23 protein-coding genes and 1 pseudogene are annotated in these 26,331 nt (G+C 74.9%); 9 read left to right on the top strand and 15 right to left on the bottom strand.

Going from position 1 to position 26,331, the window contains the following annotated elements:
* Window positions 1–108 precede the first annotated feature (108 nt).
* Window positions 109–882, top strand: coding sequence for a hypothetical protein (locus ABZ659_RS25920; protein ID WP_360224383.1), 774 nt, complete (start codon window positions 109–111; stop codon window positions 880–882).
* Window positions 883–898: 16 nt separating this feature from the next.
* Window positions 899–1,537 (top strand): sortase, encoded by a 639-nt coding sequence (locus ABZ659_RS25915; RefSeq protein ID WP_360224381.1) that lies wholly within the window; start codon window positions 899–901, stop codon window positions 1,535–1,537.
* A gap of 179 nt (window positions 1,538–1,716) precedes the next feature.
* Here ABZ659_RS25915 and ABZ659_RS25910 read toward each other — a convergent pair.
* From ABZ659_RS25910 to ABZ659_RS25885, 6 genes and pseudogenes are all read right to left on the bottom strand, one after another.
* Window positions 1,717–2,568, bottom strand: a pseudogene (locus tag ABZ659_RS25910) (short-chain dehydrogenase/reductase); the annotation flags it as partial.
* Between the two features lie 31 nt (window positions 2,569–2,599).
* A complete protein-coding gene (locus tag ABZ659_RS25905; RefSeq protein WP_360224379.1) occupies window positions 2,600–4,219 on the bottom strand; it encodes an NAD(P)/FAD-dependent oxidoreductase in 1,620 nt (539 codons plus the stop codon).
* Window positions 4,212–4,712, bottom strand: a complete 501-nt coding sequence (locus ABZ659_RS25900) for an SRPBCC family protein (RefSeq protein WP_360224421.1) — start codon at window positions 4,710–4,712, stop codon at window positions 4,212–4,214. The genes ABZ659_RS25905 and ABZ659_RS25900 overlap by 8 nt, the downstream gene beginning before the upstream one ends.
* Window positions 4,713–4,825: 113 nt before the next feature.
* Window positions 4,826–5,761 (bottom strand): hydroxymethylbilane synthase, encoded by a 936-nt coding sequence (hemC, locus tag ABZ659_RS25895; protein ID WP_360224377.1) that lies wholly within the window; start codon window positions 5,759–5,761, stop codon window positions 4,826–4,828.
* Between the two features lie 59 nt (window positions 5,762–5,820).
* A complete protein-coding gene (locus tag ABZ659_RS25890) occupies window positions 5,821–6,588 on the bottom strand; it encodes an NPP1 family protein (RefSeq protein ID WP_360224419.1) in 768 nt (255 codons plus the stop codon).
* A gap of 171 nt (window positions 6,589–6,759) precedes the next feature.
* Window positions 6,760–7,770 (bottom strand): ATP-dependent DNA ligase, encoded by a 1,011-nt coding sequence (locus ABZ659_RS25885; RefSeq protein WP_360224417.1) that lies wholly within the window; start codon window positions 7,768–7,770, stop codon window positions 6,760–6,762.
* Window positions 7,771–7,921: 151 nt separating this feature from the next.
* Between ABZ659_RS25885 and ABZ659_RS25880 the strand changes: the two genes are divergently transcribed.
* Together ABZ659_RS25880 and ABZ659_RS25875 are read left to right on the top strand one after the other, a co-directional pair.
* Window positions 7,922–8,428, top strand: a complete 507-nt coding sequence (locus tag ABZ659_RS25880) for a MarR family transcriptional regulator (RefSeq protein WP_360224375.1) — start codon at window positions 7,922–7,924, stop codon at window positions 8,426–8,428.
* 168 nt (window positions 8,429–8,596) lie between these two features.
* The gene (locus ABZ659_RS25875; RefSeq protein WP_360224373.1) at window positions 8,597–8,974 is read left to right on the top strand and encodes a MauE/DoxX family redox-associated membrane protein; all 378 of its coding nucleotides are present in this window, start codon (window positions 8,597–8,599) and stop codon (window positions 8,972–8,974) included.
* Between the two features lie 12 nt (window positions 8,975–8,986).
* Here ABZ659_RS25875 and ABZ659_RS25870 read toward each other — a convergent pair whose 3' ends face one another.
* Window positions 8,987–9,583, bottom strand: coding sequence for a DNA polymerase ligase N-terminal domain-containing protein (locus ABZ659_RS25870; RefSeq protein WP_360224371.1), 597 nt, complete (start codon window positions 9,581–9,583; stop codon window positions 8,987–8,989).
* 146 nt (window positions 9,584–9,729) lie between these two features.
* Between ABZ659_RS25870 and ABZ659_RS25865 the strand changes: the two genes are divergently transcribed.
* Window positions 9,730–10,710 (top strand): TauD/TfdA family dioxygenase, encoded by a 981-nt coding sequence (locus tag ABZ659_RS25865; RefSeq protein WP_360224369.1) that lies wholly within the window; start codon window positions 9,730–9,732, stop codon window positions 10,708–10,710.
* A gap of 80 nt (window positions 10,711–10,790) precedes the next feature.
* Here ABZ659_RS25865 and ABZ659_RS25860 read toward each other — a convergent pair whose 3' ends face one another.
* Together ABZ659_RS25860 and ABZ659_RS25855 are read right to left on the bottom strand one after the other, a co-directional pair.
* Entirely contained in the window at window positions 10,791–11,990 is a 1,200-nt protein-coding gene (locus tag ABZ659_RS25860) for a glycoside hydrolase family 64 protein (protein ID WP_360224367.1), read from the bottom strand.
* Between the two features lie 171 nt (window positions 11,991–12,161).
* On the bottom strand, window positions 12,162–12,782 hold the full coding sequence (locus ABZ659_RS25855; protein WP_360224365.1) for an L-threonylcarbamoyladenylate synthase: 621 nt from the start codon (window positions 12,780–12,782) through the stop codon (window positions 12,162–12,164).
* A 343-nt stretch (window positions 12,783–13,125) separates the two neighbouring features.
* On the opposite strand from ABZ659_RS25855, the gene ABZ659_RS25850 reads away from it, so the two are divergent.
* On the top strand, window positions 13,126–14,655 hold the full coding sequence (locus tag ABZ659_RS25850) for a helix-turn-helix domain-containing protein (RefSeq protein WP_360224363.1): 1,530 nt from the start codon (window positions 13,126–13,128) through the stop codon (window positions 14,653–14,655).
* 166 nt (window positions 14,656–14,821) lie between these two features.
* Here ABZ659_RS25850 and ABZ659_RS25845 read toward each other — a convergent pair whose 3' ends face one another.
* Entirely contained in the window at window positions 14,822–15,316 is a 495-nt protein-coding gene (locus ABZ659_RS25845; RefSeq protein ID WP_360224361.1) for a hypothetical protein, read from the bottom strand.
* A 251-nt stretch (window positions 15,317–15,567) separates the two neighbouring features.
* Between ABZ659_RS25845 and ABZ659_RS25840 the strand changes: the two genes are divergently transcribed.
* Entirely contained in the window at window positions 15,568–15,804 is a 237-nt protein-coding gene (locus tag ABZ659_RS25840; protein ID WP_360224359.1) for a hypothetical protein, read from the top strand.
* Window positions 15,805–15,862: 58 nt separating this feature from the next.
* On the opposite strand, the gene ABZ659_RS25835 is transcribed toward ABZ659_RS25840, so the two are convergent.
* From ABZ659_RS25835 to ABZ659_RS25825, 3 genes are all read right to left on the bottom strand, one after another.
* Window positions 15,863–16,735: a fructosamine kinase family protein gene (locus ABZ659_RS25835; protein WP_360224357.1), complete on the bottom strand. Its 873-nt coding sequence runs from the start codon at window positions 16,733–16,735 to the stop codon at window positions 15,863–15,865.
* A gap of 108 nt (window positions 16,736–16,843) precedes the next feature.
* The gene (locus ABZ659_RS25830) at window positions 16,844–19,576 is read right to left on the bottom strand and encodes a SpoIIE family protein phosphatase (RefSeq protein WP_360224355.1); all 2,733 of its coding nucleotides are present in this window, start codon (window positions 19,574–19,576) and stop codon (window positions 16,844–16,846) included.
* A 135-nt stretch (window positions 19,577–19,711) separates the two neighbouring features.
* Window positions 19,712–22,372 carry a SpoIIE family protein phosphatase gene (locus ABZ659_RS25825; RefSeq protein ID WP_360224353.1) on the bottom strand — a complete coding sequence of 887 codons (2,661 nt, stop codon included), beginning with the start codon at window positions 22,370–22,372 and terminating at the stop codon, window positions 19,712–19,714.
* Between the two features lie 177 nt (window positions 22,373–22,549).
* On the opposite strand from ABZ659_RS25825, the gene ABZ659_RS25820 reads away from it, so the two are divergent.
* Window positions 22,550–24,079 carry an FAD-dependent oxidoreductase gene (locus ABZ659_RS25820; protein ID WP_360224351.1) on the top strand — a complete coding sequence of 510 codons (1,530 nt, stop codon included), beginning with the start codon at window positions 22,550–22,552 and terminating at the stop codon, window positions 24,077–24,079.
* Window positions 24,080–24,228: 149 nt separating this feature from the next.
* Window positions 24,229–24,411: a hypothetical protein gene (locus tag ABZ659_RS25815; protein WP_360224350.1), complete on the top strand. Its 183-nt coding sequence runs from the start codon at window positions 24,229–24,231 to the stop codon at window positions 24,409–24,411.
* A gap of 30 nt (window positions 24,412–24,441) precedes the next feature.
* On the opposite strand, the gene ABZ659_RS25810 is transcribed toward ABZ659_RS25815, so the two are convergent.
* Window positions 24,442–25,371 (bottom strand): GNAT family N-acetyltransferase, encoded by a 930-nt coding sequence (locus tag ABZ659_RS25810; protein ID WP_360224348.1) that lies wholly within the window; start codon window positions 25,369–25,371, stop codon window positions 24,442–24,444.
* Window positions 25,372–25,457: 86 nt separating this feature from the next.
* Window positions 25,458–26,195, bottom strand: a complete 738-nt coding sequence (locus ABZ659_RS25805) for a D-Ala-D-Ala carboxypeptidase family metallohydrolase (RefSeq protein WP_360224346.1) — start codon at window positions 26,193–26,195, stop codon at window positions 25,458–25,460.
* Window positions 26,196–26,331 lie beyond the last annotated feature (136 nt).

Here is a 26,331-nt window from a genome sequence, read left to right as displayed (position 1 = left end):
TGGCACGAGGGCGGACAAGGAGGCACGTTCGTTCCCGGTAGCAGCGATCGCTCCACGGGAGTTCCTGTGCGGCGGAGCTGGCCGATCATCTCTGCAGTGGAGACTCGAATGACGAAGAAGACCGCCCGTGCGCTGGCCGCACTGGCTGCCCTGGCACCCGCCCTCATACTCGCCCCCGCGGCGGTGGCCGACGACACCTCCAGCGGTGATCACACGATCACGCTGCACGCGACGCTGAACCCGATCCAGGTCAACAAGGTGACCGGCTCGGGAACCGCCACGGTGCGTCTGGAGGGCAACAGGGCCCACGTGATGGTCAAGCACAGCGGCCTCCTGGCCGGTGCCCCGCACGCCCAGCACTTCCACATCGGCGCCAAGGGCGTCTGCCCGCCCGAGTCGGCCGCGAAGAAGCACAACGGCAGCCTCTCCCTCAACACCACCGACGGCGCCCCGTTCTACGGGCCCATCGGCACCTCGCTGACCACCACCGGCGACACCAGCCCCAGCTCCGGACTGGCCGTGGACCGCTTCCCCGTCGGCGACAAGGTTCACTACGAACGCACCGTCACCCTCAGTGACGAGGCCGCCAAGAGCCTGCGCGAGGGCACCGGCGTCGTCGTCGTGCACGGCATCGACTACAACGGCAACGGCAAGTACGACAACGTCCTCGGCCCCAGCGACCTTGACCCCTCACTGCCCTCCGAGGCCACCGACCCCGCCCTGTGCGGGCCGCTGAAGATGGCCGCCAAGGGCGCCGTCCACGCCGGGCAGGGCGGCACCCAGACCCCCGTCGACACCGCCGCAGCCGCCGCTGGTGGCGCTCTCCTCGTCGGGGCCGTGGCCGTCTACGGGCTGCGCCGCCGCGGCGTCCGCCAGGGCTGATCCGGCCGATATGGCGTTGCGCACGCTCAGGGGCCGTCGCGGTGTCCGCACCGCGACGGCCGCCGTCTGCGCCACCGCGGGGCTGAGCCTGCTGGCGACCGCGTTCCTGTCCCACCAGCCGCCGCCACCCGCCCCGCCGTCGTCGGCCCGCGCCCCGATGCAGCCGCCCGCGGCGCCGGAGGGCCCCGGCCGGGAAACCCCGGCGCTGCCCGCCTCCGCACCAGTCCGCATCACGGCCCGACGCATCGGCCTTGCCGCGCGCGTGGAAGCAGTCGGCACCGCTGAGGACGGCTCGGTGGCCCTGCCAGCCGGTCCCGACCAGGTCGGCTGGTACACCGGCTCCGCCACCCCCGGAGAAAGAGGCAACGCCATCCTGGCCGCGCACCTGGACTCCACCAGCGGCCCCGCCGCCTTCTACAGCCTGGGCGCCCTGCGAAAGGGCGACCGCATCACCGTCGAGCGTGAAGACGGCCATGACGCACACTTCACCGTCACCGCGATGCGCGTCTACGCCAAGAGCGCCGTGCCCTCCCAGGCGGTCTACGGCCCGACCGCCCACCCGCAACTGACCCTCATCACCTGCGCCGACTGGGACGCGAGAGCGAAGAACTACCGGGCCAACCTGGTCATCACCGCCCGCCCCGCGGGGGAGTAGCGAAGCCGCTCCCCCGAAGCGCGCAGTCCGGCACCGGAGTTCTGAGATCTCTGGCACATGGCTTGAACCATGGCTGCGGGTGTGCCCAGCCCACGCACCGAACGATCCTGGCTCCGGGCACATGCTGGAGAGGCTCCGCGCCCTCGGCATCCGGGACTCGCTGACAGGCATCGGCGGTGAGCGCGTCTGCCCGCGCCGAGCGGGCCGGTCGAACCCAGGCCGTCCCCAGCCTCCAGCTGCGACAGGTGCCGCCGGGAGACCCACAGGACGACGGGCGGCACGGTGGCGCGGCCCGCCTGGACCAGCCGTAGCCAGCGGGGTACGTACACGGCGGTGCTGCGGTGTTCCACGGCGCGGGCCAACCGGTCGGCGACCGGGTCCGCGGGCCGCGCGCGGCGGGCCGGTGGGGGCAGGTGGGCGCGCAGCTCGCGCAGGACCGGGCGGTCGTCGGGGTCGCGGATCATGTCGGTGCCGACCCAGTCGAGGTAGGCGATGCCCACGGCGACACCGTGGTGGGCGACCTCCGCGCGCAGCCCGTGGGCGAACGCCTCCACGCCCGTCTTCGAGGCGCAGTAGGCGCTCATCATCGGGACGGCGCCCAGCGCGGCCAGCGAGGCGATCTGGAGGTGGTAGCCCGCGGTGCGGCGCAGGTCGGGCAGGAAGGCGCGGGCCGTGTGGGCGCTGCCGGTCAGGTTCACCTCGACGACCCGGGCCCACTCGGCGGGCTCCGACGTGGCGAACGGGCCGCCCAGCGCGATCCCGGCGTTGGCGACCACGACGGACGGCGGTCCGAGCCGCTCGCGCACCTCGCGGGCGGCGGCGTCCAGCGCGGCCGGGTCGGTGACGTCGGCCTCCACCGCCAGCGCGGGGGTCGGCAGCGCCGCCGCCACCTCGTCCAGGAGCGGCTTCTCCAGGCCGAGCAGGGCGAGCCGGGCACCCCGCAGGGCGCACACGCGGGCCAGCGCGGCGCCCAGTCCGCGCGCGGCGCCGGTGACCACGACGGTGCGGTTCCTCAGCGGGCTGCCGGTCACGGGCCGCCCCTTCCCGTCGGGGACGCGGGGATCACGCGGGGTCGCCGGTGCGGTCGCGGCGGGTGAGGGCGTGCTGCACCCGGGTGAGACCGCCCCACCGGCGCTGGCGCAGGGCGGCGCGCGCGGCGTTGGCGCCCGGCGCCCCGTGCACCCCGCCGCCCGGGTGGGCCGCCGCGGAGGCGAGGTAGAGACCGGCCACGGGGGTCTCCGGCCGCCCGGTGCCGGGCACGGGCCGGAAGACGAGTTGCTGGTGCATGGCGGCGGTGCCGCCGTTGATGGCGCCGCCCGCCAGGTTGGCGTTGAGGGCCTGGAACGTCGGCGGGGCCAGGACGCGGCGGGCCCGGACCAGCGCGCGGAAGCCGGGCGCGAACCGCTCCACCTGGCGTTCGACCCGGTCGGCCATGAGTTCCCGCTCCCTGGCGTCCCAGGCGCCGGTGATGCCCTCCTCGCCCGCGTCGCCGCGGATGTCGTGCGGGACGTGGGTGTAGGCCCAGGCGGACTCGGTGCCGCCGGGGGAGCGGGTCGGGTCCGTGGTGGTCATCTGGCCCAGCAGCGAGAAGGGGCGGTCGGGGACCTGCCGCATGGCGATCTGGGCGGCGAACCGGGTCAGCTCGTCGAGCCCGTCGGCCAGGTGCACGGTCCCCGCCCCGGCCGCCTCCGCGCAGCTCCACGGCACCGGCCCGTCCAGCGCCCAGTCCACCTTGAAGGTGGCGAAGTCCCACTCGAAGCGCCGCAGGTCGGCGAGGACCTGGTCGGGCAGGTCCTCCGGCGGGACCAGGCCGCCATAGAGCGCGGGCGCCGACACGTCCGCGAGCACGGCGCGGCGCGCGGCGACCGTCTCGCCCCCGGCCGTGCGCACGCCCACCGCTCGCCCGGCACGGACCACGACCCGGTCGACGCGCTGCCCGCAGCGCAGGGTGCCGCCGTGGGCGCGCAGCCGGTGGACCAGGGCCGCGGTGAGGGCGCCGGAACCGCCGACCGGCGCGGGGAATCCGTAGGTCTGGCCGAGCATCGACATCAGCCAGCCGAAGCCGCCGCTCCCGGCCGCCTCGGGCGCGAGGTCGGCGTGCAGCGCGTTGCCCGCGAGGAGCAGTCGGCCGCCCTCGCCGCCGAACTCCTCCTCGCCCATCCGGCGCACCGGCAGCACCAGCGTGCGCGCCAGTCGGAGGCCGCCCCCGCCGCGCAGCCGCAGGGCCAGCCGGGCGCCCGCCCGGAGCGGGGGGAACGGCGTGAAGAGGGCGTCGAGGATGTCGGCCCGGTAGCGCTCCCACACCGCGTGCAGGCGGTCCCAGGCGGCGCCGTCGCCGGGCGCGAAGGCGTCGAGGGAGGCGGCGGTGGTGCCGGGGTCGCGGTCGAGGACCGCGCAGGTGCCGTCGGTCAGCGGGTGGGCGAGGACGTGCGGGGCGTGGGCCCAGCGCAGTCCGTGGTCCCGCAGCCGCAGCCCGGCCAGCACCGGGGAGGCGGCGGCCAGCGGGTAGAAGGAGCTGAACAGGTCGTTGACGAAGCCGGGGGCGACCTCGCGGTCGTGGCGGACCGCGCCGCCCGGTTCGGGCTGCTCCTCCAGGACCTCGACGCTCCAGCCCGCGTCCGCCAGCAGGTTGGCCGCCACCAGCCCGTTGGGACCCGCCCCGACGACCACGGCGTCAGGCATGGCCGGTCTCCGTCCCCCACCCCACGGTCCCCGCGGTGTCCGCCGGGTCGGGACGGCGCCCGCCGCCCGCCTCGCAGAGCTTGGCGAGCCGGTCGAGCATCGCCCGGTGCCGCACCTGGATCAGTGCCTCGACGCCCACGTTGTGCAGCAGGCCGCCGGGGCCGCGCAGCGGATGCTCGTCCACGATGACCAGGCACTGTTCGCCCCACGGCCGCAGCTCGATGGCGATGCGGGCGGTGCCCAGACGGCCCGCCTTGGCCTCGATCTCCAGCCGGGAGCCCGGTTCGCGGTGTCTGACCACGGACACGTTGCGCAGCCGGAGCGGCCCGAGCTGGACCTGGTAGACGATCGTCGCGCCGACCTCGGGCCAGCGCCCGGCCTCGGGGGTGACGTTCGAGGGCCCCACCACCCAGTCCACGTACCGGTCGCCGTCCGCGAGGACGGCCCAGACGGCCTCCGGGGTGGCCGCGATCAGTCGGTGCCGCACCGCCACGTGTGCCTCCCGTACCAGGTGAGACGTCATCGCATGGACGATGCACGGGGTTCCCCGTTGACGGCGGCCCAACCGGGCAGGGCGGCGGGTGGCGCCGCCCTGCCCGGAGCGGCTCAGTGCGGGATGCCGTCGATGATGTCGCGGGCGCCCTGCCGGAGCAGGGACACCGCCACGGACGTGCCGAGGGTCGCCGGGTCGAGGCGGCCCGCCCACTCGTGGGCGTTCAGCCGGGTCTTGCCGTCCGGGGTGAACACACACGCCCGCAACGACAGCTCCCCGCCGCGGTCCACGCGCGCGTACCCGGCGATCGGGCTGTTGCAGTGCCCTTGCAGGACGTGCAGGAACATCCGCTCGGCGGCGGCCTCCCGGTGGGTGTCCGGATCGCCGAGCGCGCTGACGGCGTCGATCAGCGCGGTGTCGTCCTCCCGGCACTGGAGCGCCAGGATGCCCGCGCCGATCGGCGGCATCATCGTCTCCGGCGAGAGCACCTCGCTGATCACGTCCCGGCGTCCGATGCGCTCCAGGCCGGAGACCGCGAGCAGCAGCGCGTCCGCCTCACCGGCGGCGAGCTTGGCCAGCCGCCGGTTGGCGTTCCCGCGGAACGGCACGCAGGTGAGGTGCGGGTGCGAGGCGGCCAGCTGGGCGACGCGGCGCACCGAGGAGGTGCCGACACGGGTTCCGGGCGGCAGCTCGTCCAGGGTGAGCCCGCCCGGGTGCACCAGGGCGTCCCTGATGTCGTCCCGGGCGAGGAACGCGGCGAACACCGTGCCCGCGGGCAGCGGCCGGTCCGCGGGCACGTCCTTGACGCAGTGCACGGCCAGGTCGGCCTCCCCGGCGAGCAGCGCCGCGTCGACCTCCTTGGTGAACGCGCCCTTGCCCTCGACCTGAGACAGGTCGCCCAGCCACTTGTCGCCGGTGGTCCTCACCGGTACGACCTCGGTGCGCACGCCGGGGTGGTGGGTGGCCAACTCGGCCCGGACGCGCTCCACTTGGGCGAGCGCCATGGGGGAGTCACGGGAGACGACACGGATCAGCTCGGGAACTGACATGCCGGACACCATAGCCCCGTCCCGCCCCTCTGGGTGCCCCGGGGCGCCCGCGCCGGGTGTCACGCGTACGGGTCGAAGGGGATGCCCGACGGCTTCGCGGACGCGAGGTGGGAGGCGAAACTGTCGTCCTTCAGGCCGAAGTGGGCGCTGCCGAAGTCGTAGGCGGACAGCTTCTCCCTGATGCCCGCCGGGTAGCCGTTCCAGCCCACCAGCGGCGGGTACTGCCAGGTGCCCTTGTGGTTCTCCGGCGGCTCGTCGTTGGAATTGGCGGCGCGGAAGCAGTGGGTGCCGATGCCGTCCTTGTGGTAGACGACCTTGGCGTGGGTGCCGTCCCACCGTATCCGCGACCGGTCGTGGACGGTGAACGAGCCGTGGTTGGACGTCGACACGTACTGGGCGACGCCGTCCCGCACCCACACCACGACGTGCTCCCAGTCGTGCCGGTGCCCGCCGAGGCTGGTGCCGGGCAGCGCCTGGTCCTTCTCGAAGTACGAGGCGTACACGTAGCCGCACCAGCCGTTGTTGCACTTGTAGCGCGAGTACCCGTTGGTGTTGTCGAGGTCGGAGGCGTCCCGGCAGTTGCCGTTCAGGGCGCCGGTCGGGTTCAGGCCACCGTTCACCGTGCCGTCGGCGCTGATGGCGGGGGTCGCGTAGCAGCCGTCGGTGTCGTAGTCGTAGGCGGGCTGGAACGCGCGCTCCGCCGCCTCGGCGTTGGCGGGCAGCGCGGGGGGCGGGGCGGCGAACGCGACGGCGGGGAAGGCGATGACGAGGGCGGCGGCACCGCCGAGCCCGGTGAGCCATCTGCGGCGAAGAAGCGCGGACTTCAGGGACACTGTGTCCTCCTCAGGACCCGGTGCAGCCCAACGGCTGTGGGGGGATGGGGAGTTCAGCTTCGCCGATCTTCAGGGGCGGGCCAAGGGGTCACGGGCGTACCCGTGGTGAAGCGCAGCCCAATATTTCCGGCCGCGTGGCCCGCGAGCCGGTCGATTGACGGCGTGTCAGACCGCATCGCCGGGAATGTCCGCCGCCGACTCCTCCGGCGTGAGGTCCGGCCGCAGCCGCAGCCAGGACGGCTGCCGCAGCATCCCGGCCCGGGTCCGGGTGGAGAACCGGACCTCGCCCACCAGCCGGGGCCGCACCCAGTGCGCGCCCGGCACCTTCGGCACCGGGGTGAACGGGCATACGGAGGTCTCCTCGGCCCGCAGCAGCGCGGCCAGCCCGGTCCGCTCGGCGTCGCTCCACCCGGTGCCCACGCTGCCGACGTACCGCAGCCGCCCCGCGGCCCGCTGGCCGACCAGGACCGCGCCGGGCAGGCCCGCGAGCCGCCCCTTGCCGGGCAGCCAGCCGCCGAGGACGACGTCCACGCCCTGCATGTTGCGGATCTTGATCCAGGCCCGGGAGCGCACCCCGGGCTCGTACGGCGAGTCCAGCCGCTTGCAGACCAGCCCCTCCAGACCGTGCTCCCGGGTCGCGCGCAGCGCCGCCTCGCCGTGCCCGGTGAGCGCGGCCGGGGTCGACCAGAACGCCCCCGCGAGACCGAGCCCCTCCAGCAGCTCCCGCCGCCGCGCGTACGGCTGCCGCAGCAGCGGGCGCCCCGCCAGGTACGGCACGTCGAACAGCACCAGATGCACCGGCACCTCGGCCGCCCGGCGCGCGGCCCGGCCGGGGGAGTGCGCCAGCCCCATCCGCGACTGGAGCAACTGGAAGTCGCCGCGCCCCTGTTCGTCCAGGGCCACCACCTCCCCGTCCAGCACCGCCGCGGTGCCCCCGAGCGCGGCACCGAGCGGCCGCAGCTCCGGGTAGGCGCCGGTGATGTCCTCCCCCGACCGGGCGCGCAACACCAGCGTCCCGTCCCCGGCGAGGTACACGATCACCCGCTGCCCGTCCTGCTTGGTCTCGTACGCCCACCGCGCGTCCTGCGTGGCGGGCGGCAGGGGACCGGGGGTGGCGAGCATGGGCGCGATCAGCGGCAGGGTCACGGCAGAGATGTCGACACCCTGGACGACCATCACGCGGGAGACTGGCGCCGTTCCTCCCAACGGAGGACGCCGCCCGGCCGGTCGCCCCGCTGGCGTGGTGCGCCGCGCTCGCGGCTCGCTCAGGGGTCGTGTGACGGGGGCAGATCGTTGCGTAAGGCAATGACATGGTAAAATACGCCCCATGTCCACTCCACCGCTCCCCACCGACCCCGCCTCCCCGGAGGTGGCCGAGATCGAGCGTGCCCTCACCCGCATCGCCTATCTCGGCACCCGCGCCCGGCAGCACGAGCGGCTGATGGCGCTGGCGGGCGTCCCCCTGGACCGGGCGGCGGTGGCGCTGCTGCGCCAGATCGCGGACACGGAGCCCCTGCGCCCGGGGGAGCTGGCCCACCGGCTCGGCGTGGAGGCGTCCCATGTGACCCGTACGGTGCAGCAGTTGCACAAGGCCGGGTACGTCAGCCGGGTCCCCGACCCCGAGGACCGCCGCGCCCAGCGCATCGAGCTGACCGCCGAGGGGCGCGGCGCCGTCGACCGCATCCGGGCCGTGGGCTCCCGGGGCATGCAGCAGGCCCTCGCGCACTGGACCCCCGAGGAACTACGCCAGCTGGCCACCCTCTTCCACCGCATGGTCGACGACTTCGTCGCCTACGCCGCCGACGAGGAGACGGAGTCGCGGGTTCCGGCCTAGGGTCCTTCGGGCGGACCTCCGCGGCGTCGCGACGCGCGGCACGCCGAGAGCGCGCACCGGACGCCGCTCCTGCCTCCACGGAGATCCGTCAGGAGGACTCCGGACCCCTCCCGCTCCCCCGCGCTACCAGCGAGTAATATCGCCGGGCAGGTAACCAGAGGAGGCACCGTGTCCCGGTCCGAACGTTCGCCGTTGCTGCTCGCCGGTCTGCTGGCCGCCGCGGGGGTGGCGCACTTCGCCGTCCCGCGGCAGTTCGACGCGATCGTCCCCCGGGGACTGCCCGGTTCGCGCCGGACCTACACGTACGCCAGTGGCGCCGCCGAACTCGCGCTCGCCGCCGGGGTGGCGCTGCCCCGCACGCGGCGGGTCGCCGCGCTCGCCTCGGCCGCGTTCTTCGTCGGTGTCTTCCCCGCCAACGTGAAGATGGCCGTCGACTGGCGGCACCGGCCCACCCCGCAGAAGGCCACCGCCGTCGCCCGGCTGCCGCTCCAGGTGCCGCTGGTGCTCTGGGCGCGCGGCGTCGCGCGGAACGCGGCCAGCCGCTGACCGAGCGGCTGTTCAGCCGCCCTCGTCCGCGGCGACCTGCGCGAGCGTACGGCCGCTGCGTGCCGAGCGGGCCCGGCGTGGGTCCGGCGTACCGCCGCGTCCGCGTCCCCGGCCCGCCTTGACCAGCAGCCACGCGTTGTCGCCCTGGCCGCGGAAGCGGGTGAGGGCGTACTCGCCGCGCAGCTTGGCGCCGGAGAGGCGGAACGTGGCGTGTCCGCGCTCCAGGGACGCGGCGAAGTCCACCGGGCGCCCCCGGCGGTCGTGGCTGAGCGGCTCGTAGGTGCCGTGGTCCCCTACGATCACCGTGCCGCCGCCGTACTCCCCGCGTGGGATGACGCCCTCGAACTCCTCGTACTCCAGCGGATGGTCCTCCGTCGGCACCGCCAGCCGCTTGTCCTGCGGGTCCGCCGACGGGCCCTTCGGCACGGACCACGACTTCAGGACGTCGTCCACCTGGAGCCGGAAGTCGAAGTGCAGGGTGCTCGCGTCATGGATCTGCACCACGAACCGGGGCCGCTCGCCCTCGGTGCCGGGCCGCCCCTCGGGCTCGCGCGTGCGCCCGAAGTCCCGCTTGCCGCGGTACTCCCGCAGCCGGTCGCTCCCACCCACCTCCGGCTCCTTCCCGTACGCCGTGCCACAGGGCTCTGCCCCCGGGTACCCCGGGCGGCGGGCGGTCAGGACCCCGCTGTCGCCAGGCGCGCCCCGCGCTGCCACGATCTCTGGTGGTACCGGCACCGACGACCAGCGGAGCGCGTATGACGACGGACGAGGCCATGGCGTACGACGGGACGGCGGCGGAGGCCGCGGGGGTCGAGGTGCTTCCGGTCGCCGGGCACATCGGCGCCGAGGTCACCGGCGTCGACCTCGCGGCCGACCTGGACGACGCCCAGGTGGCCGCCGTGTGGGCGGCGGTGCTGCGCTGGAAGGTGGTCTTCTTCCGCGGGCAGCGGCTCGACCACGCCGCCCACGTGCGGTTCGCCCGCCGCTTCGGCGAGCCCGTGGTGCTGCCGCGCCGCGGCTCCGCGTCGCCGCCCGGCGTGCCGGAGGTGGAGACCACCGCCGACCGCCTCGAACTGGGCGGACGGTACGGCATGGAGCACGAGGAGTGGCTGCTGCGGCGCCGCCACACCCTGCTGCGTGGCTGGCACTGCGACCACGGCGCCCGTGTCGACCCGCCCGCCGCGACGATCCTGCGCGCCGAGACCGTCCCGCCCTACGGCGGCGACACCACCTGGTCCAACCTGGCCGCCGCCTACGCCGGACTCTCCGCGCCGGTGCGCGACTTCGTCGCCGGGCTGCGGGCCGAGCACCGGCTCGGCGTCGGCTACCAGGCGCGGCCCGGCGACGACGCCTACGTACGGCACCTGCTGGACCACCAGGTCGCCACCCTGCACCCGCTGGTACGGGTGCACCCCGAGACCGGTGAGCGGGTGCTGTTCGTCAACGGGTACTACGTCGAGCGGATCGACGGGCTCTCCCGGCCCGAGAGCCAGGCCGTCCTGGACCTGCTCCTCGAACAGGCGGTGCGGCCCGAGTACACCGTCCGGTTCCGCTGGGAGGCGGGCAGCGTGGCCTTCTGGGACAACCGCGCCACCATCCACCTCGCCCCGAGCGACACCGCCCACCTCGGCCACCCGCGCGTGATGCACCGGGTGATGCTCTCCGGGGACCTGCCGGTCGGGCCGGACGGCCGGGCGTCGGAGGCGCTGGTGGGGAGCGAGCCGGGACGCTGGTGACGGGGACGACGTGACAGGGCCGGAACGCGTGTGCCCGAGGTACGGGCGCACGCGTTCCGGCCCCCCGCGGCCGTCCGGGCTCAGTCGAACGGGTCCAGCGTGAGGTACGCCTGCCGCGGGTCGCTGTCGTGGACGAGGGACTCGTGGTTGCCGACGTCGTCGAAGGCGAAGGCGTACGCCTTGCCGTCGGCCATCCGGTCGTGGATGACCCGGGCGTAGTGGTTGGTCACGGAGTCCTGGTAGAAGCCCGCGGCCGAGGTGTCGGGCTGGTGGGGGTTGGTGAGCAGCGTGGAGCGGTTGAAGCCCGCGCAGAGCGTGCGGGAGATCGGGCCGCGCACCTGGTCGTTGGGGGCGTCCAGGAGGCGGTGGCAGCCGAACACGCTGGGCGCGTCCGGCTTCTGGAAGCTGGTGACGACCGCGCCGGAGGAGTTGGTGAAGTGCATGACGCCGCCCGAGACCCGGCCGTAGTACTTGATGTCCGGCCGGTCACCGAACGGGGTCACCGTCAGCGTCGTCGTGGCGTACTTCTGCCAGACCCGGTTGACGTAGTCGTCCAGGACGGAGGCGGGGAGCGCCCCGGTCTCCAGGCCGTAGGCGGGGGAGAGGGCGCGCAGCACGGTGCCGTCGGAGCGGGTCTGCAGCAGCCCCGACCAACCGCCCGGCTGGGCCCGCAGCGCGTCGAGGACGCCGCGGTAGCCGCCCGGCTTGAGCCGTCCGGTGCTCGTCGTGCTGCCGTCGGCGCGCTGTACGCCGACCGAGTACGGCGCGGAGAACATGTCGACCTGGGTGCTGTTGAGCCACAGGCCGGAGTCGTTGAGCGTGTACTCCGACCAGTTGAAGAGGATGTTCCGGTTGGGGTCGCTGGGGTTCTGCACGGCGGGCTGGACCAGGCCGCCGGTGGCGAGTCTGAAGTCGAGCTTCTGGCCGTAGGAGAAGTAGATGCGGCCGGAGAGCTTGGGAATGCGGATGGTCTTGGTCTGTCCGGCGGCGGGGCCGGGGATGGCCGCGTCCGGCGCGGGCACCGGCGGGGCGCCCCCGGCGGGCCAGGCGTGGAACGTGCCGCTGGCGTCGGCCCAGCCCTGCTGACCGGTCGTCAGGGAGGTGCCGAGGACGTAGACGTGGACCGCGTCGCCGCGGCCGGAGTTGTTCTTCAGCTGGAGCGGGATGGAGTCCGGTACCGCGGCGTGCGCCGAGGGACCGGAGCCCAGTGTGAGGGCCGTGCCGAGCAGGGTGGCCGCGGTGGCCATGGTCAGCAAGCGGCGGGTGAGACGCGCGAGCACTCTCTGCACCTCCGTGCGGGTGTACGTGGGGGGAGTGGGGGTGAGTCGGCCGGGTGGGGGGTTGGTCCGTACCAGTTCGTGAGAGCGCTCTCAGAATCCCGCTAGGGCGCGTGCATGTCAATGCGTGGGGCGGTCTGCGGCACGCTCGCGCGGGTGCCGCCGATCGTCCCGCTACGCGAAGCGCGAGACGTCCCCCGCCCCGTGGCGGACGATCTCCGCCTCGCCCCCCGAGAAGTCGATCACCGTCGTCGGTTCGGTGCCGCAGTCTCCGGAGTCCACCACGCCGTCCAGGACGTGGTCGAGCCGGTCCTTGATCTCCCAGCCCTGGGTCATCGGCTCGTCCTCGTCGGGCAGCAGCAGGGTGCTGGACAGCAGCGGCTCGCCGAGGGCGGCCAGCAGGGACTGGGCGACGACGTGGTCCGGGATGCGCACGCCGACCGTCTTCTTCTTCGGGTGCTGGAGCATCCGCGGCACCTCCTTCGTCGCCGGGAGGATGAAGGTGTAGCTGCCCGGCGTGGAGGCCTTGATCGCGCGGAACACGTCGTTGTCCACCCGTACGAACTGGCCCAGCTGCGCGAAGTCCTGGCACACCAGCGTGAAGTGGTGCCGGTCGTCCAGGTGCCGGATCGACCGGATCCGCTGCACGCCGTCGCGGCTGCCGATGCGGCAGCCCAGCGCGTAGCAGGAGTCCGTCGGGTAGGCGATCAGCGCGTCCGCGCGGATGCTGTCGGCGACCTGCGCGATGGTGCGCGGCTGGGGGTTGTCGGGGTGCACGTCGTAGTACTTCGCCATCCGCTGAGCTTATGCCGGGCGCACGGGTGGAGCGCGCGCGGACCCGCTGCCGGGCGGAGAGGCGGGTATGACGCGGCCCTCCTCGTCACCGGCGTCCTCTGCCTCGTCGGCACCGCCCTCGCCGCCGTCGGCATCCGCCCGAGCGCCGCGACCGCGGCCCACCGCGCGACCGCGGCCCACCGCGCGACCACGGCCCACCGCGCGACCACGGCCCACCGCGCGACCGCGGCGGGGCCCGGCATCCCGCGCCGGGCCCCGCCCGCGTGACCGGGGGCGTTGTCGGTGCCGTGGGGTAACGTCCGGCGTGGGGTACCGGAGCCGTACGGGGAGAGGAGGAGGTCACATGGTCGGCGCGGAGGACAGCGCCCACCCGGGGCCGCGGCCCACCTGGGCGGAGGAACTCCTCGACCACCTGCGGCCCACCTCCCGCGACGTGGACCGGGTCGTCACCTGGCTCGCGCACACGGCGGGCGCCGAGGTCTCCCTCACCGACGACACCGGCACCCTGATCGCGGGCACCGCGGTACCGCTGGACGAGGACCTCGTCGCCGACCTCACCTCCGGCCGCATCGCGGCCGCCGCGTGGGCCGCGGAGGGCCGCCACCTGCGCCTGGCGCGGGTGGAGCTGCCGCCCCCGGCCGCCTCGGGCGTGCTGGCCGTCGCCCGCCCCGGCCCCTTCGACCGCCGCACCGCCGAGATGGTCGGCCACACCGCGGGCGTCATCGACGTACTCCTGCGGGCCCGCGAGACCACCGCCGCCGGGCACCGGCTCGAACGTGCCGCCGCCGACCTGCGGCTGGCCATCCTCCAGTTGCTGATGGTCGAGGACACCGTCTCGGCCCGCCGGGTCGCCGCCGGGCTCTGGCCGGGCCTGCTGGACACCGACACCGCCAGCGTGCACGTCGTCGAGAGCCACCCCGGCGACCGGGACCGGCTCGCCGCCGAGTGCCTCGACGCGATCGGGGAACGCGCCCTGGTGGTGCGCTGCCCCGCCATGGACCAGCACGTGATCATCCTGACCCCCGGCGAGGCGGAGACCGGCGCGCTGCGCGACCTGGTCCGGCCGCGCCCGCACACCTTCCTCGGCGGCAGCGCCCGCCAGCGCCTCGCCCAGACGGCCACCGCCTACGGACAGGCCGTCAGCGCCCTCGCCGTCGCCCGCTTCCGCCCCGACAAGGCCGCGGTGTACGCCGAGCGCAGCCACCCCGAACGCCTGATGGACCCCGCCGCGCTGCGTGCCTGGACCGCCCGGGTGCTGCGCCCGCTGGACAGCCTGCCGCACCACACCCGCGCCGAACTGCTCGCCACCACCCGCCTGGGCCTGGAGTTCACGGCCGTGAGCACCGCGAAGATCCTCGGCGTCAGCCGCAACACCGTCCGGGCCCGGATGGAGCGCGTGGAAGCGCTGCTGGGCGCCGACTTCTCCGACCTCACGGCCCGGGCCGCCGTCCACCTCGCCGTGAACACCGAGGCCGGACTGGACGCCGTACCGGACGACGGTGACGTCCCGGCCGCCCCCGGGTTCGCCGAGCTGCTGGCCGGGCCCGCCGTGCGCGCCTGGGCGGCCGGGCTGCTGGGCCGCCTGGAGCACGACACCCGCGATCTGCGCCGGACCCTGAGCGGCTGGATCGCCGCCGGGGGCAACGCGGAACGCGCCGCGCACCTGCTCGGCGTACACGCCCAGACGGTGCGCGAACACGTCCGCAGCGCCGAGCCGGTCCTCGAACGCCAGCTGCTGACCTCCGGAGCCGACCTCTACGAGACCGTGCTCGCCCATCTCGCCCTGGGGGCCGTGCCGGCACCCACCCTGTGCGGGCCAGGGCACGAAACGGGCACCGAACCCGGCAATCCGGACTCGCCTGTGCACGATTGAGCCCTCCGCGGGCGGAAGCAGGCATCGCGACGATTCACAAGCGAGGCGTTTCCCACGTAAGTTCGACGAGCGCGCGGGGGCACGACCGGAACGGGGGACCGGTCGGGCCCCCCGATCCGTGTCACGGCCTCAGCGGCCCGGGAGGCGGTGGCGGGGGCAGCGGCCGTCACGGCAGCCCCGGACCCGTGACCCGCTCCGCCCCGCGCACCGGCTCCAGCACGGCGAGCGTGCCGTTGGCCTGCCGCAGGGCGAGTTCCAGGGTGACGGGGGCGTGCAGCGCGCCCGATCCGTCCGGCGGGATCACCCACTCCAGGAAGCGGGCGGGCCGGTACGGCGGCGGCACCGCGACCCAGGCGCCGCTGGTCGCGTGGCGCAGCCCGGCGCCGATCCAGCGGCTGTCGCGGTCCGGCGGCAGGAAGAACCCGACCCGGTGGGCCGCCGTGTCCACCAGCGTCGGCCCCGGCACCGGCAGCGAGGGCCGCCAGAGCAGGTCCAGGGCGAGCAGCCCCAGCCGGTCGGGCACGCTCACCAGATCCCAGTAGCGTCCCGCCTCCAGCAGGGCGATGCCCTCGCCCTGGTCCCAGCCCCGCTTGCACGCCCGGGGGTTCGGGGCCGCGGCGGCGAGCCACTCCACGCCGCGTGCCCACAGTGTGTTGCTCATGATCGACTCCGCCTGCTGTCTGGTACGGCCCTTGCTGTCCGGTACGGTCCCCCGGCTCACCGTTCGGGCCCTCGCGTGCTCGTGGATATTTCTACGGCGCGCGTCGGTGCGGAAGGGGTGGCGTGGCCTGGCGCTTTGCCGGAGCGTTCCTGCGCCGTGGGCGCGTTCGACGACGCCGTGTGTGTGCGAGGACCACGGGTACCCGGGCGGCGTCGCGAACCCGAAGCGAACCCAACGCCAAGGAGGCCCGTATGACCAGCCAGACGGAGACCGGCGGCGTCACCGGTACCCGCGACAGGGACTACAACCTGATCTGGTACGTGGAGTCCTGCCTGGACAACGCGCTGCGTCTGGAGCAGTACATCGAGGACGCCGAGCGCGACAAGGACTCCGAGGTCGCGGAGCTGTTCCGCAAGGCCCAGGCCGACAGCCGCAAGGGCGCCGAGCTGGGCAAGGGACTCCTCCGCGCACGCCTCGACGGCGGCTGAGCCCGCCCGGCACGTCGGCATCCGGCCCTGGCCGGGGGAGACGGGAGACGGGAGATCCTCACCCCGCCAGGGCCGTCCGCGCGGCGTCGACGGCCTGGCGCGGGTAGCCGCCACCGAAGAGCACCGCGTGCACCAGGAGAGGGAAGAGCTGGTGCACGCCGACGCGTGCGCGCCAGCCGTCCGCGAGCGGCCGTACCTCCGCGTAGCCCGCCACGACCCTCTCCAGGTGCGGGCAGCCGAACAGCCGCAGCATCGCCAGGTCCGTCTCCCGGTGCCCGCCGTGCGCCGCCGGGTCGATCAGCCGGACCCGGCCGTCCGAGCCCCAGAGCACGTTGCCGTTCCACAGGTCGCCGTGCAGCCGCGCCGGTGGCTCCGGCGGCCCGGCCAGCTCCGGCAGCCGCGCGCACACCTCCTCGACCACACCCGCGTCGGCGGACCGCACCGCACCCGCGTCGACCGCCTGGCGCAGGTACGGCAGCACGCGGTGCTCGGCGTACCAGCCCGCCCACTCCGCGCCCGGCTCGTTGCGCATCGGCGCGCGCCCGATGTACGCGTCCACGCTCCCGCCGGGCGGTCCGGCGCCGAACGCGGGCGCGCCCGCCGCGTGCAGCGCGGCCAGCTCCCGGCCGAACCGCACGGCCGCCGCAGCGTCCGGCGCCCCGGTCGTCACCCGCTCGGTCACCAGCCAGTCGGCGTCCCGCCCGTACACCTCGGGCACCCGCACCGCGTCCGCGTCCCGCAGCCACGCCAGGCCCGCCGCCTCGGCCCGCACGGCACCGGGCGCGTCACCGCGCTTGGCCACCGCCACCCGCCCGTCGTCGAGCCCGGCCTCCACCAGCGTCCCCGACAGCCCCCGCCGCCACACCACCCGCCGCCCGGTGAGCCGCGCCACCGCGCCCACGGCCGCCTCGACCGCCCGCCCCGCCGTCATGAGCGCGGGTTCCCGACTCCACAGCTCCTCACGCCGCCCAAGCGTAGGGCGTGCGGCGGGAGTCCCGCCTGCCCCGCGACGCCGGGGACGCGCTGGGCCCGCCCCGCCTCACGGCAACGGCTGCTCCGCCCAGATCACCTTGCCGCCCGGCAGGTAGCGGGTGCCCCAGCGTTCGGCGAGCTGGGCCACCAGGAACAGGCCGCGCCCGCCCTCGTCCGTCATCGCGGCGTAGCGCAGGTGCGGGGCGGTGCTGCTGCCGTCGGAGACCTCGCAGATCAGGGTGCGGTCCCGCAGGACCCGGACGCGGATGGGCGGGCCGCCGTAGCGGATGGCGTTGGTGACCAGCTCGCTCAGGATGAGTTCCGTGGTGAACGCCGCCTCGTCCAGGCCCCAGGCGGTGAGCTGCCGGGTGACCGCCGCCCGCACCTCGGCGACGGCCGCCGGGTCCGACGGCACCTCGTAGTGGGCGACCTGGCCGGGGCCGAGCGCCCGGGTGCGGGCCACGATCAGGGCGATGTCGTCGCTGGGCCGGGCGGGCAGCCGGGCGTCCACCACCGCCCGGCAGGTGTCCTCGGGCGACGGGCCCGCCTCCTCCAGCGCGGCGCGCAGCAGGTCCAGGCCCTCGTCGATGTCCCGGGTACGGTCCTCCACCAGCCCGTCCGTGTACAGCACCAGCCTGCTGCCCTCGGCCAGCTCCACCTCCGCCGTCTCGAAGGGCAGCCCGCCCAGGCCCAGCGGGGGACCGGCGGGCACGTCGAGGAAGTCCACCGAGCCGTTCGGCCGGACCAGCGCGGGCGGCGGATGGCCGGCCCGGGCCAGCGTGCAGCGCCGTGCGGCGGGGTCGTACACCGCGTACAGGCACGTCGCGCCCGTCACCGGCGCGGTGCCGCCCTCCGCCGTCTCGTCCTGGTCGATCCGCGCCACCATGTCGTCGAGGAGCGCGAGCAGTTCGTCGGGGGCCAGGTCAAGCGCGGAGAAGTTGTGCACGGCGGTCCGCAGCCGCCCCATCGTGGCCGCCGCGTGCAGCCCGTGGCCGACCACGTCGCCCACCACCAGCGCCACCCGCGTCCCCGACAGCGGCAGTACGTCGAACCAGTCGCCGCCGACACCCGCCTGCGCGGGCAGGTAGCGGTAGGCGATCTCCAGGGCGTTCTGCTCGGGCAGGCTGCGCGGCAGCAGACTGCGCTGCAACGTCACCGCCATGGTGTGCTCGCGCGTGTAGCGGCGCGCGTTGTCGATGGAGACCGCGGCCCGCGCCGCCAGCTCCTCCGCCAGCTCCAGGTCCTCCGTGTCGAAGGGGTCCGGCTTCTGCGCCCGCCAGAAGTTCACCAGCCCCAGGACCAGCGAGCCCACCCGCAGCGGCGCGGTGATCAGCGAGTGGACGCCGTGCTCCATCACCCGGGCGGTACGCTGCGGGTGCTGCGCCTGCCAGCCCGTCGCCGTCCGGAGGTCCGGCTCCAGCACGGCCTGGCCGGTGAGCAGGCCGCGCGCCTGCGGGGAGGTGGGGATGAAGTCGATCCGCTCGCCCACCGGGTACAGCGGGACGTCCCCGCGCACCCCGCTGAACGCGGCCCGCCGCAGCTGGGTCCCGGGCTCCGGGGTGTCACCGCCGAGGACCGCGTCGAAGAGGTCCACCGTGACGTAGTCCGCGAACCGCGGCACCGCCAGCTCCGCCAGCTCCTCCGCGGTCCGGGTGACGTCCAGGCTGGTGCCGATGCCCACCCCGGCGGCGTACAGCATGTCGAGGCGTTCCCGGGCCACCTCCGCCCGGCCGGACAGGGCGCGCAGCTCGGTGGAGTCGCGGAGCGTGGCGACGCTGCCGGGCGGGCCGCCCCGCAGGTCCGTCGGCCGCTGGTTGATCGCCAGCAGCCGGTCGCCCACCAGGTGCACCTCGTCCGTCGCGACCCGTCCCGAGTCCAGCAGCGCGGCCGTGTCGGGGTCGAGACCGAGGTCGCGCACGTGCCGTCCCTCGGCGTCGGCGGGCAGGCCGAGCAGGCGCTGCGCCTCGTCGTTGGCGAGGAGCAGGTCGCCCCCGCCGCCCACGATGATCACCCCCTCCCGGACGGCGTGCAGCACCGCGTCGTGGTGCTCGTACATCCGGGTCATCTCCCGCGGGCCGAGCCCGTGGGTCTGGCGCAGCAGCCGCCTGCTGACCAGCGCGGTGCCGCCGAGCGCCACCGCCAGCGCGGCGGCCGCCGCGCCCAGCACCAGCGGAAGCTGCCGGTCCGCCGCGCTGCCGACGTGCCGGGTGGTGATCCCGGACGACACCAGCCCCACCACGGTGCCGTCCGGCGCCTTGACGGGCACCACCGCCTGCACCAGCCGCCCGATGGTCCCGTCGATCTCCTCGGTGAAGGAACGCCCTTCGAGCGCGGGTTCGATCGTGCCGACGAACTTCTTCCCGATCCGGTCCGGCTTGGGATGGGTGTAGCGGATCCCGTCGGTGTTCAGTACGACGATGAAGTCCACGTTCGCCGCCTTGCGCGCGGCCTCCGCGGAGGGCTGGAGCACGGCGGTCGGGTCGGGGGAGGCCAGCGCCGCCCGGATGCCCGGCGCGTTCGCGAACGTCTCCGCGACCGCCAGCGACCGGTTGCGGGCCTCGCGGGTGCTGGCGACGCGCCCCTGGAGCACCAGCGCCACCACCGCGGCGGCCACCAGCACCAGCACGATCACCACGTGCAGGACGAACACCTGACCGGCGAGACTGCGACCGCCCAGTGCTGGCCGCAGCCCCGCGCCGGGGCCTCGCGGCGCGCCGCCCCGGCGGGCGCGGCGCTGTGCGCGCTCCTCTCCGGGGCGGGGCGACGTCCGCGTTCCGGAGCGACCCAATAGCCGGACCATATACCCATGTCTACCTTGCGGTGCCGTATGAGGCGAGAGCGGTCACAACAGTCATGTAGGTCATTCGTGGTGATCCCTCGCGATTCACGGCCTTCCGTGAAGAGGTGCCGTCCACGTCCCCTGGTGGGCCCCGGGTCAGCGGGTGCGGCCGACGCGGCGGGCCGCGAGCAGCAGCGCGATGTCGTCGGGCCGGTCCACGGCGTGCCGGGCCGCCGTGGTGAGCTGGTCCGCGACCCGGGCCAAGGCCCGGCCGCCCGGCTGCACCACCGGCACCCCCGTCCTGGCCAGTGCCACCCGCAGCGCGGCGATCCCGTCGTCGATGTCGGCGCCGGGCCGCTCCACCAGACCGTCGGTGTAGAGCGCCAGCAGCGAGCCGGGCGCCATCCGCAGCTCGGCCACGGGGTACCGGGCGTGCGGGTCCACGCCCAGCACCACCCCGCCGGGGATGTCCACCACCCGCGTGCGGCCGTCCGGGCGACGCAGCAGCGGCGGCGGGTGCCCTGCGCGGGCCAGCAGCGCCAGACCCGACACCGGGTCCAGGCGTACGTAGCAGCAGGTCGCGAACTGACCCGGGTCGAGGTCGACGAGGAGCCGGTTGGTGCCGTCGAGGACCTCGTCGGGGGACCGGTCGTCCAGCGCGAACGCCCGGACGGCACTGCGCAACTGCCCCATCGTCGCCGCGGCCTGCACCCCGTGGCCCTGGACGTCGCCGATGACCAGCGCCAGCCCGTCGCCCGCCTCGACGACGTCGTACCAGTCACCGCCGACGTCCATGCCCTCGGTACCCGGCAGGTACCGGCCCGCGGTCTCCACCAGCGGATGTGTCGGGAGCCGCCGGGGGAGCAGCGCCCGCTGGAGCCCGCGGGCCAGCGCCGCCTCCGTCTCGTACCGCTGCGCCTTCTCCATGGCGTGCGCGATCAGTCCCGCCAGCGCGGTGAGCACGGTGCGCTCCTCGGTGCTGAAGCCGCGCGGCTGGTCGAAGCCGAGGATGCAGGAGCCGACCGGCCGCCCCGAGGCGATCAGCGGCAGGAAGGCGCGGGCGCCCCGCGAGGCGTCCAGCGGGATGCCGGGGTAGGCGGCCGCCAGTTGTTCCATCGTGTCGAAGAACAGCGGCTGGCCGGTGGTGAGTGTCTCCACGCCGGGCAGGTGCGCGTCCAGCCCCACCCCCTCGAAAGGGCTGAGGAACCCCTCCGGGAAGCCGGTCTCCCAGGCCAGGTACAGGTGCCGGTCGTGGAGCAGGTAGATGGCGAGGCGACGGCCGCCGAACGCGGGCAGCAACTCCTGCATCACCACCGCCGACACCTGCCGGGCGGTGACCGCCTCGGACAGGGCGATCGCCAGCACGATGGGACGGTACGCGGGGTTCATCGACGTGACACCGGCGGACGGGGTGGCCGGAGTGGGGGCGCCGGGCCGCGTGTCGGTGTACGTCGGGGCGGGAGCGTGGGTCCCCGTGGTGGTGTCTCCGGGGGCGGCGACGCCGGTTCCCGTCACAGAGGTGCGCTCCGGGGCGGCACCGGGCCGTGCGGTGCCGGTGCGCTCCGGGCCGGGGGCGGGCTGGTCACCGTCCCGGTGCCGGGCCGGGGCGACGGTGCAGACCAGCAGGTCGGGGCCGGGCTGGACGGACAGCGTGAGCCAGTCGCCCTCGTACGCGTAAGGCTCCGGAAGGCCGGCGCGCCACTGCGGGCCGGGCCTCCGGACGTGGAACTCCACCGGGTCAGGCGACAGCAGGGCGGTCCGCAGGTGGTCCTCGCAGGCGGGCTGCGCGAGCCAGGGCACGCCCTCCCAGAGCGGCGCGCCGACCAGCTCCGCGCGCGGGCGGTCGAACAGCTGCGCGGCGCGCGGATTGGCGTACACGACCGTGCCGAGCCGGTCCAGGCAGAACACCCCGTGCGGCAAGCGGTCGACCGTCGCTTCCGCCACCGACCCCGGCGTTTCCAGCACGACGCCGGTCACGGGGCGCCCGGCTGGGACGTCGGGGCGCGCGGGGGCCTCGGCCCACAGCGCCACCAGCCGCGGCGCCCCGCTCGGCGCCCGGACCTGGAGGTGTTGGCCCGGCGGGTCGCCGTGGGACGTGGCACGCAGGGCCGAGAGGAGGCGGTGCGGGTCGTGCGGGGTGACGGCCTCGGCCAACGTCTGGGCGGTGCCCGGAACCCCGGCGCCGGACGTGCCGAGCAGGGCGCGCAGGCCGTGGTCGGCGGTGACCGTGCCGGTGGCGGGGTGCCAGCGGAAGCGCCCGGCGTGCGGGGTGTCCGGAGCGGACGCGGGCGGTCGTACGCACACCGGGTCGTCGTCCCAGGTCAGCGGCGTACCGTCGGCTTCCAGACGGCGCAGGTCGGCGGCGAGGGACTCGGCGGCGCGGGTGAGCCGCTCACGCTCGGGCAGCACCTCGGTGGCGTCGGCGGCGGACGGGCGCAGCACGGTGAGCACCCCGAGCGTCTCCTCCGCGTCGGCGACCGGCACGAAGATCGCCCCGATCGGCAGGGGCAGCCCCGCCGCGAACTGCGGGTAGCGGCGCATCGCCTGGGTGGTGTTCGGCAGTACCACCTGGACGCCGAGCCGGTAGACGTCCGCCACCGGGAAACGGCGGTCGATGTGCAGCCGCCACCACGGCCGGAACAGCGACCCGGGTAGTCCCGCGAGGACCGCGAGCCGCAGCTCACCGGGGGTCGGGCACGGCAGGTACACGCCTGAGACCCGCCCCTCGGTCACAGCGAGCGCCGCCACCGCGGCCCGCGTCAGCGCCTCCGCCAACCGCCCCGGCGTCCCGTTTCCGTCTTCGGGCCTCCCGCTCATCGCCCACCTGTTCCCCACGAGCCGTCGCACTGGCGACACAGCCAGGATGCGCCCGCACACCCCCTGCCCGCACCTGGTGGGCGGGCGTGCCGCACGTGGTGCGCGCGCCGGCGAGGGCTCCGCCGAACGGCCTACGGACCCGGTGTGACCTGCACCGTCGCGGGAACAGCAGGGAGCATGGACCACCAGGCAGCCACCCTCCGTTCGTACTGGCTCGACACCCTGCCGCCCGGCGACCCCGCGCCGCCCCCGGACGGCGACCTCACCGTGGACGTCGCGGTCGTCGGCGCCGGGATCGCCGGGCTGAGCACGGCGTGGGAGCTGGTGAGGCGGGGCCGGGGCGTGGCCGTCCTGGAGGCGGATCGGATCGCCGCCGGGGTCACCGGCCACACCACCGCCAAGCTCAGCGCGCAGCACACCCTGGTCTACGACCGGCTGCGCCGCACCCGGGGCGCGGACGGCGCCCGGCTGTACGCCCGCTCGCAGACGGAGGCGATCCGGTACGCCGCCCAGACCGTCGCAGAACTCGGCATCGACTGCGACTGGGAGGACACCGACGCGTACACCTTCGCCCGCGACCCCGCCCAGGTCCCCACGCTGCGCGCCGAGGCGACGGCGGCCCGGGAGGCGGGGCTGCCCGCCGAGTTCGTCACCGAGACCGCGCTGCCGTTCCCGGTCGCGGGCGCCGTCCGGGTCGCGGAGCAGGCGCAGTTCCACCCCCGCAAGTACCTGCTGGGCCTCGCGGACGGCATCCGGCGGCTCGGCGGCCAGCTGTACGAGGGCACGCGGGTCGTCGGTCTGAAGGAGGGCGAGCCCTGTCAGCTCACCACCGAGGCGGGCGCCCGGATCACCGCGGACGCCGTGGTCGTCGCCACCCACTACCCCGTCTTCGACCGGGCGCTGCTGTTCACCCGGCTCTCCCCGCGCCGCGAACTGGTGGTGGCGGCGCCCCTGGACGCGGCCCGCGCGCCCGAGGGCATGTACATCACGCCGGAGGAGAACACCCGCTCGGTGCGCACCGCGCCCCACCGGGACGGCGAACGGCTGCTCATCGTGACCGGCGAGCACTTCACGCCGGGCGCGGGCGGCGACACCGAGGAGCGCTTCGAGCGGCTCGCGGAGTGGGCGGGGCGGCACTTCGGCCCGCTGACGTTCACGCACCGCTGGGCCACCCAGGACAACGACTCCACCGACTCCGTACCGCTCGTCGGACCGCTGCACCCCGGCAGCCGCCACGTGCAGGTGGCCACCGGCTTCGGCGGCTGGGGGCTGAGCGGCGGCATCATGGCGGGCCGGCTGCTCTGCGACCGGATCACCGGCCGGGAGTCGCCCTGGGGCGAGCTGTACGACCCGCGCCGTATCGCCTCCGTGATGCGCGAGGCACCGGCGTTCCTCAAGCACCAGGCCGACGTCGCCCGGCACTTCGTCGGCGACCGGCTGCCCGCCACCACCCGGCCGTCGCCCGACGACATCGCCCCCGGCGACGGGGCCGTGCTGCACGTCGGCGGACACCGGTGCGCGGTGCACCGCGACGCGGACGGCACCCTGCGCGCCGTCTCCGCCCGCTGCACGCACCTGGGGTGCGTCGTGGCGTTCAACCGCGCCGAGCAGGCGTGGGAGTGCCCCTGCCACGGCTCCCGGTTCGCCCCGGACGGCAGCGTGCTGCAAGGGCCCGCCGTGCGCCCCCTGGAACGACGGGACATCTGATCCGGGAGGCGCGCGGAGTCCGGCGTACGGCGTTTGCGGGGGCGTCTTCCGGAGACCCGTCCCCGGTGACACGACCGATGCGCCCCTGCGGGCACCGCGCACACGGCGGTCCCGCCGACCGGGCGCGCGCGGAAGGAAGATGAGACCCCGTGACCACGCACGCCGGCGACCAGCACACCGTCCGTCCCCCGGAGACCGGCTGGACCACGGCCCGCCGACTCCGGCGCGGGGGCGGCGCCCCGCGGACCTGGCTGCCCGCCGTCGACCGGCAGGGCGCCTCCGGCCCCCGTCCCGAGGGCCGGGACGGCAACATCGTGCGGGGTGAGGACTGAGAGGACTGAACGGACCACCGGGCCGGGCGGTCAGCCGGCCAGTACGGCCTCCCAGGTGTCGACGGCGTAGTGGACCGTCATGCCGTTGCGGCCGTAGAGCTGGGGCGCCCCGGTGGAGTTGGCGGTGTCCACGCCGAGCCCGACGGTGTCCCGGCCCCGGTCGGCGAACGCCGCGAAGGCATGTCGGAGCAGCAGCCCGCCCAGACCCCGGCCGCGGGCTGTGGCCAGGACGCCGAGGCCGCGGATCCACCCCATGGACTCCCGGTCGTTCCGCGCGAACAGGAAGCCGACGTCGCCGAGGTCGTCGGTGGACACGATCCACGCCAGTGACCAGTCGGCGCGCTCCGCGCCGATGTCGTGCAGCCACTGCGCGTACGAGCGCGGCTGGAAGTCGAAGTGCTCGGCGAAGCTGGTCTGGTACAGCTCGTGCAGGCGTATCCGGTCCGCCTCCTCGGCGCACGGCCGGATCCGCACTCCCGCGGGCGGCGTCGGCGCCACGTCCGCCGCGGGGTCGAGGGACCGCCGCAGCACGTGGTAGCGCCGTACGGTGGACCAGCCGCGCTTCTCGATCAGGGCGGTATCCAGCGTGGGCTCCACGTTGAGGTGGAGGTGGACCACCGCGCGGGAGGCGCCGTTGTCGCGGGCCTTCTCGACGGCCCTGGCCTCCATGCCGTCCAGCAGCAGCTCGCCCGCACGCTGGTGGTCGGGCAGCACGTAGTGGTCGATGTCGACGCGCTCGCTGCCGGACTCGTCCCACAGCAGCCCGTAGGCGACCAGGCGGTCGCCGTCGAAGGCGAGCCACGAGTCGCGCTCCAGGTCGGTTTCAGGGTTCCTCAAGTCCCTCTCGACGTCTTGTGGATCCGTCTCGGGGCGGCCGATCTCGATGCGGTCGACCTCGTTGAGCAGTTCGGTGATGGCGGGCGCGTCGCTCGGTGAGGCGGGCCGCGTGCGGTAGGACATGCGGGTCAGGGTCCGGGGCGCCCGGCGGTCCCCGCAACGGGTTTTCCGCCGGACGCCCCGTCCCGACCGTGTGACCGGTGGTTCCGTCAGATGCCGCAGGACGACGCGGACCAGTACCGGCTGGACCGGTGGTCGACGTGCGTGTGGTCGCTGTGGCCCGGGTAGCCGGGGCCGAGGATGCCCCGGAACCCGTGGTAGCGGGCCTGCTTGGCCATGGTGCACAGGGAGTGCGAACCGGCGCCGAGGTCGGCCGCGTCACCGTACAGGTGGCGGCTGTTGCTGGCGCCGCCCACCGCCGAGTTGCAGGAGTACGAGCGGAAGCCGCTGGTCACCCGGATCGGAGCGTCGCCGAGCGCGTGCCGCATGGCCTCCAGCTTCCACATCGTGCGCAGCGCGTTGGACTTGGCGGTCCCCGCGCTCACCGCGCCGCCGGACCAGGTGCTGTTGCACCGGTTCAGCTCGCTGTAGGTGAAGTGGATGGGCGTGCAGTCGTCGTCCTGCAGCGCGTACAGCTTGTTGTAGGTGTTGGGACCCGCGACCCCGTCGGCGGCCAGGCCGTACGCGGACTGGAAGCGCTTCAGGGCGGCGGCGGTGGCCGGACCGAAGGAGCCGTCCACGGCCAGGACGGAGCCGTATCCGGGGTAGCCGCCGAGGCGGATCTGGAGCTGGCTGACGTCGGAGCCGGAGGAGCCCTGGGACAGGGTCCGGCTCCAGGTGTAACAGCCGTCGGCGTGCGCGGTGCCGGTGGTGGCGACGGCCCCCGCCACCACACCAGACGTGATCATGACAAAAGCGGCGATCAGTCGGGCGATGCGTCTGAGCATGGGATCTCCAGGCTGGAAAAGGACGGATCGGATGTGCTGGTGCCGTACGGGACGTGCGAGGTGACGCGCGTCAACCATGGAATGTGCCCGTCCATGTGACGCGCGTCAACCATGGAGTAACCGGTGGCCCGGCGCA

This window comes from Streptomyces sp. NPDC006997, from assembly GCF_040635175.1.
Taxonomy (GTDB): domain Bacteria; phylum Actinomycetota; class Actinomycetes; order Streptomycetales; family Streptomycetaceae; genus Streptomyces.
This window is presented reverse-complemented; position numbering and strand designations above follow the sequence as displayed.

What these genes read in the sequence shown, in the direction of transcription:
- ABZ659_RS25830 (WP_360224355.1), bottom strand. Translation starts at nt 19,576, where the DNA reads ATGGTCCGGCTATTGGGTCGCTCCGGAACGCGGACGTCGCCCCGCCCC.
- ABZ659_RS25845 (WP_360224361.1), bottom strand. Translation starts at nt 15,316, where the DNA reads ATGAGCAACACACTGTGGGCACGCGGCGTGGAGTGGCTCGCCGCCGCG.
- ABZ659_RS25840 (WP_360224359.1), top strand. Translation starts at nt 15,568, where the DNA reads ATGACCAGCCAGACGGAGACCGGCGGCGTCACCGGTACCCGCGACAGG.
- ABZ659_RS25820 (WP_360224351.1), top strand. Translation starts at nt 22,550, where the DNA reads ATGGACCACCAGGCAGCCACCCTCCGTTCGTACTGGCTCGACACCCTG.
- ABZ659_RS25905 (WP_360224379.1), bottom strand. Translation starts at nt 4,219, where the DNA reads ATGCCTGACGCCGTGGTCGTCGGGGCGGGTCCCAACGGGCTGGTGGCG.
- ABZ659_RS25920 (WP_360224383.1), top strand. Translation starts at nt 109, where the DNA reads ATGACGAAGAAGACCGCCCGTGCGCTGGCCGCACTGGCTGCCCTGGCA.
- ABZ659_RS25880 (WP_360224375.1), top strand. Translation starts at nt 7,922, where the DNA reads ATGTCCACTCCACCGCTCCCCACCGACCCCGCCTCCCCGGAGGTGGCC.
- ABZ659_RS25825 (WP_360224353.1), bottom strand. Translation starts at nt 22,372, where the DNA reads ATGAGCGGGAGGCCCGAAGACGGAAACGGGACGCCGGGGCGGTTGGCG.
- ABZ659_RS25805 (WP_360224346.1), bottom strand. Translation starts at nt 26,195, where the DNA reads ATGCTCAGACGCATCGCCCGACTGATCGCCGCTTTTGTCATGATCACG.
- ABZ659_RS25865 (WP_360224369.1), top strand. Translation starts at nt 9,730, where the DNA reads ATGACGACGGACGAGGCCATGGCGTACGACGGGACGGCGGCGGAGGCC.
- ABZ659_RS25850 (WP_360224363.1), top strand. Translation starts at nt 13,126, where the DNA reads ATGGTCGGCGCGGAGGACAGCGCCCACCCGGGGCCGCGGCCCACCTGG.
- ABZ659_RS25810 (WP_360224348.1), bottom strand. Translation starts at nt 25,371, where the DNA reads ATGTCCTACCGCACGCGGCCCGCCTCACCGAGCGACGCGCCCGCCATC.
- ABZ659_RS25855 (WP_360224365.1), bottom strand. Translation starts at nt 12,782, where the DNA reads ATGGCGAAGTACTACGACGTGCACCCCGACAACCCCCAGCCGCGCACC.
- ABZ659_RS25835 (WP_360224357.1), bottom strand. Translation starts at nt 16,735, where the DNA reads ATGACGGCGGGGCGGGCGGTCGAGGCGGCCGTGGGCGCGGTGGCGCGG.
- ABZ659_RS25885 (WP_360224417.1), bottom strand. Translation starts at nt 7,770, where the DNA reads ATGGTCGTCCAGGGTGTCGACATCTCTGCCGTGACCCTGCCGCTGATC.
- hemC (WP_360224377.1), bottom strand. Translation starts at nt 5,761, where the DNA reads ATGTCAGTTCCCGAGCTGATCCGTGTCGTCTCCCGTGACTCCCCCATG.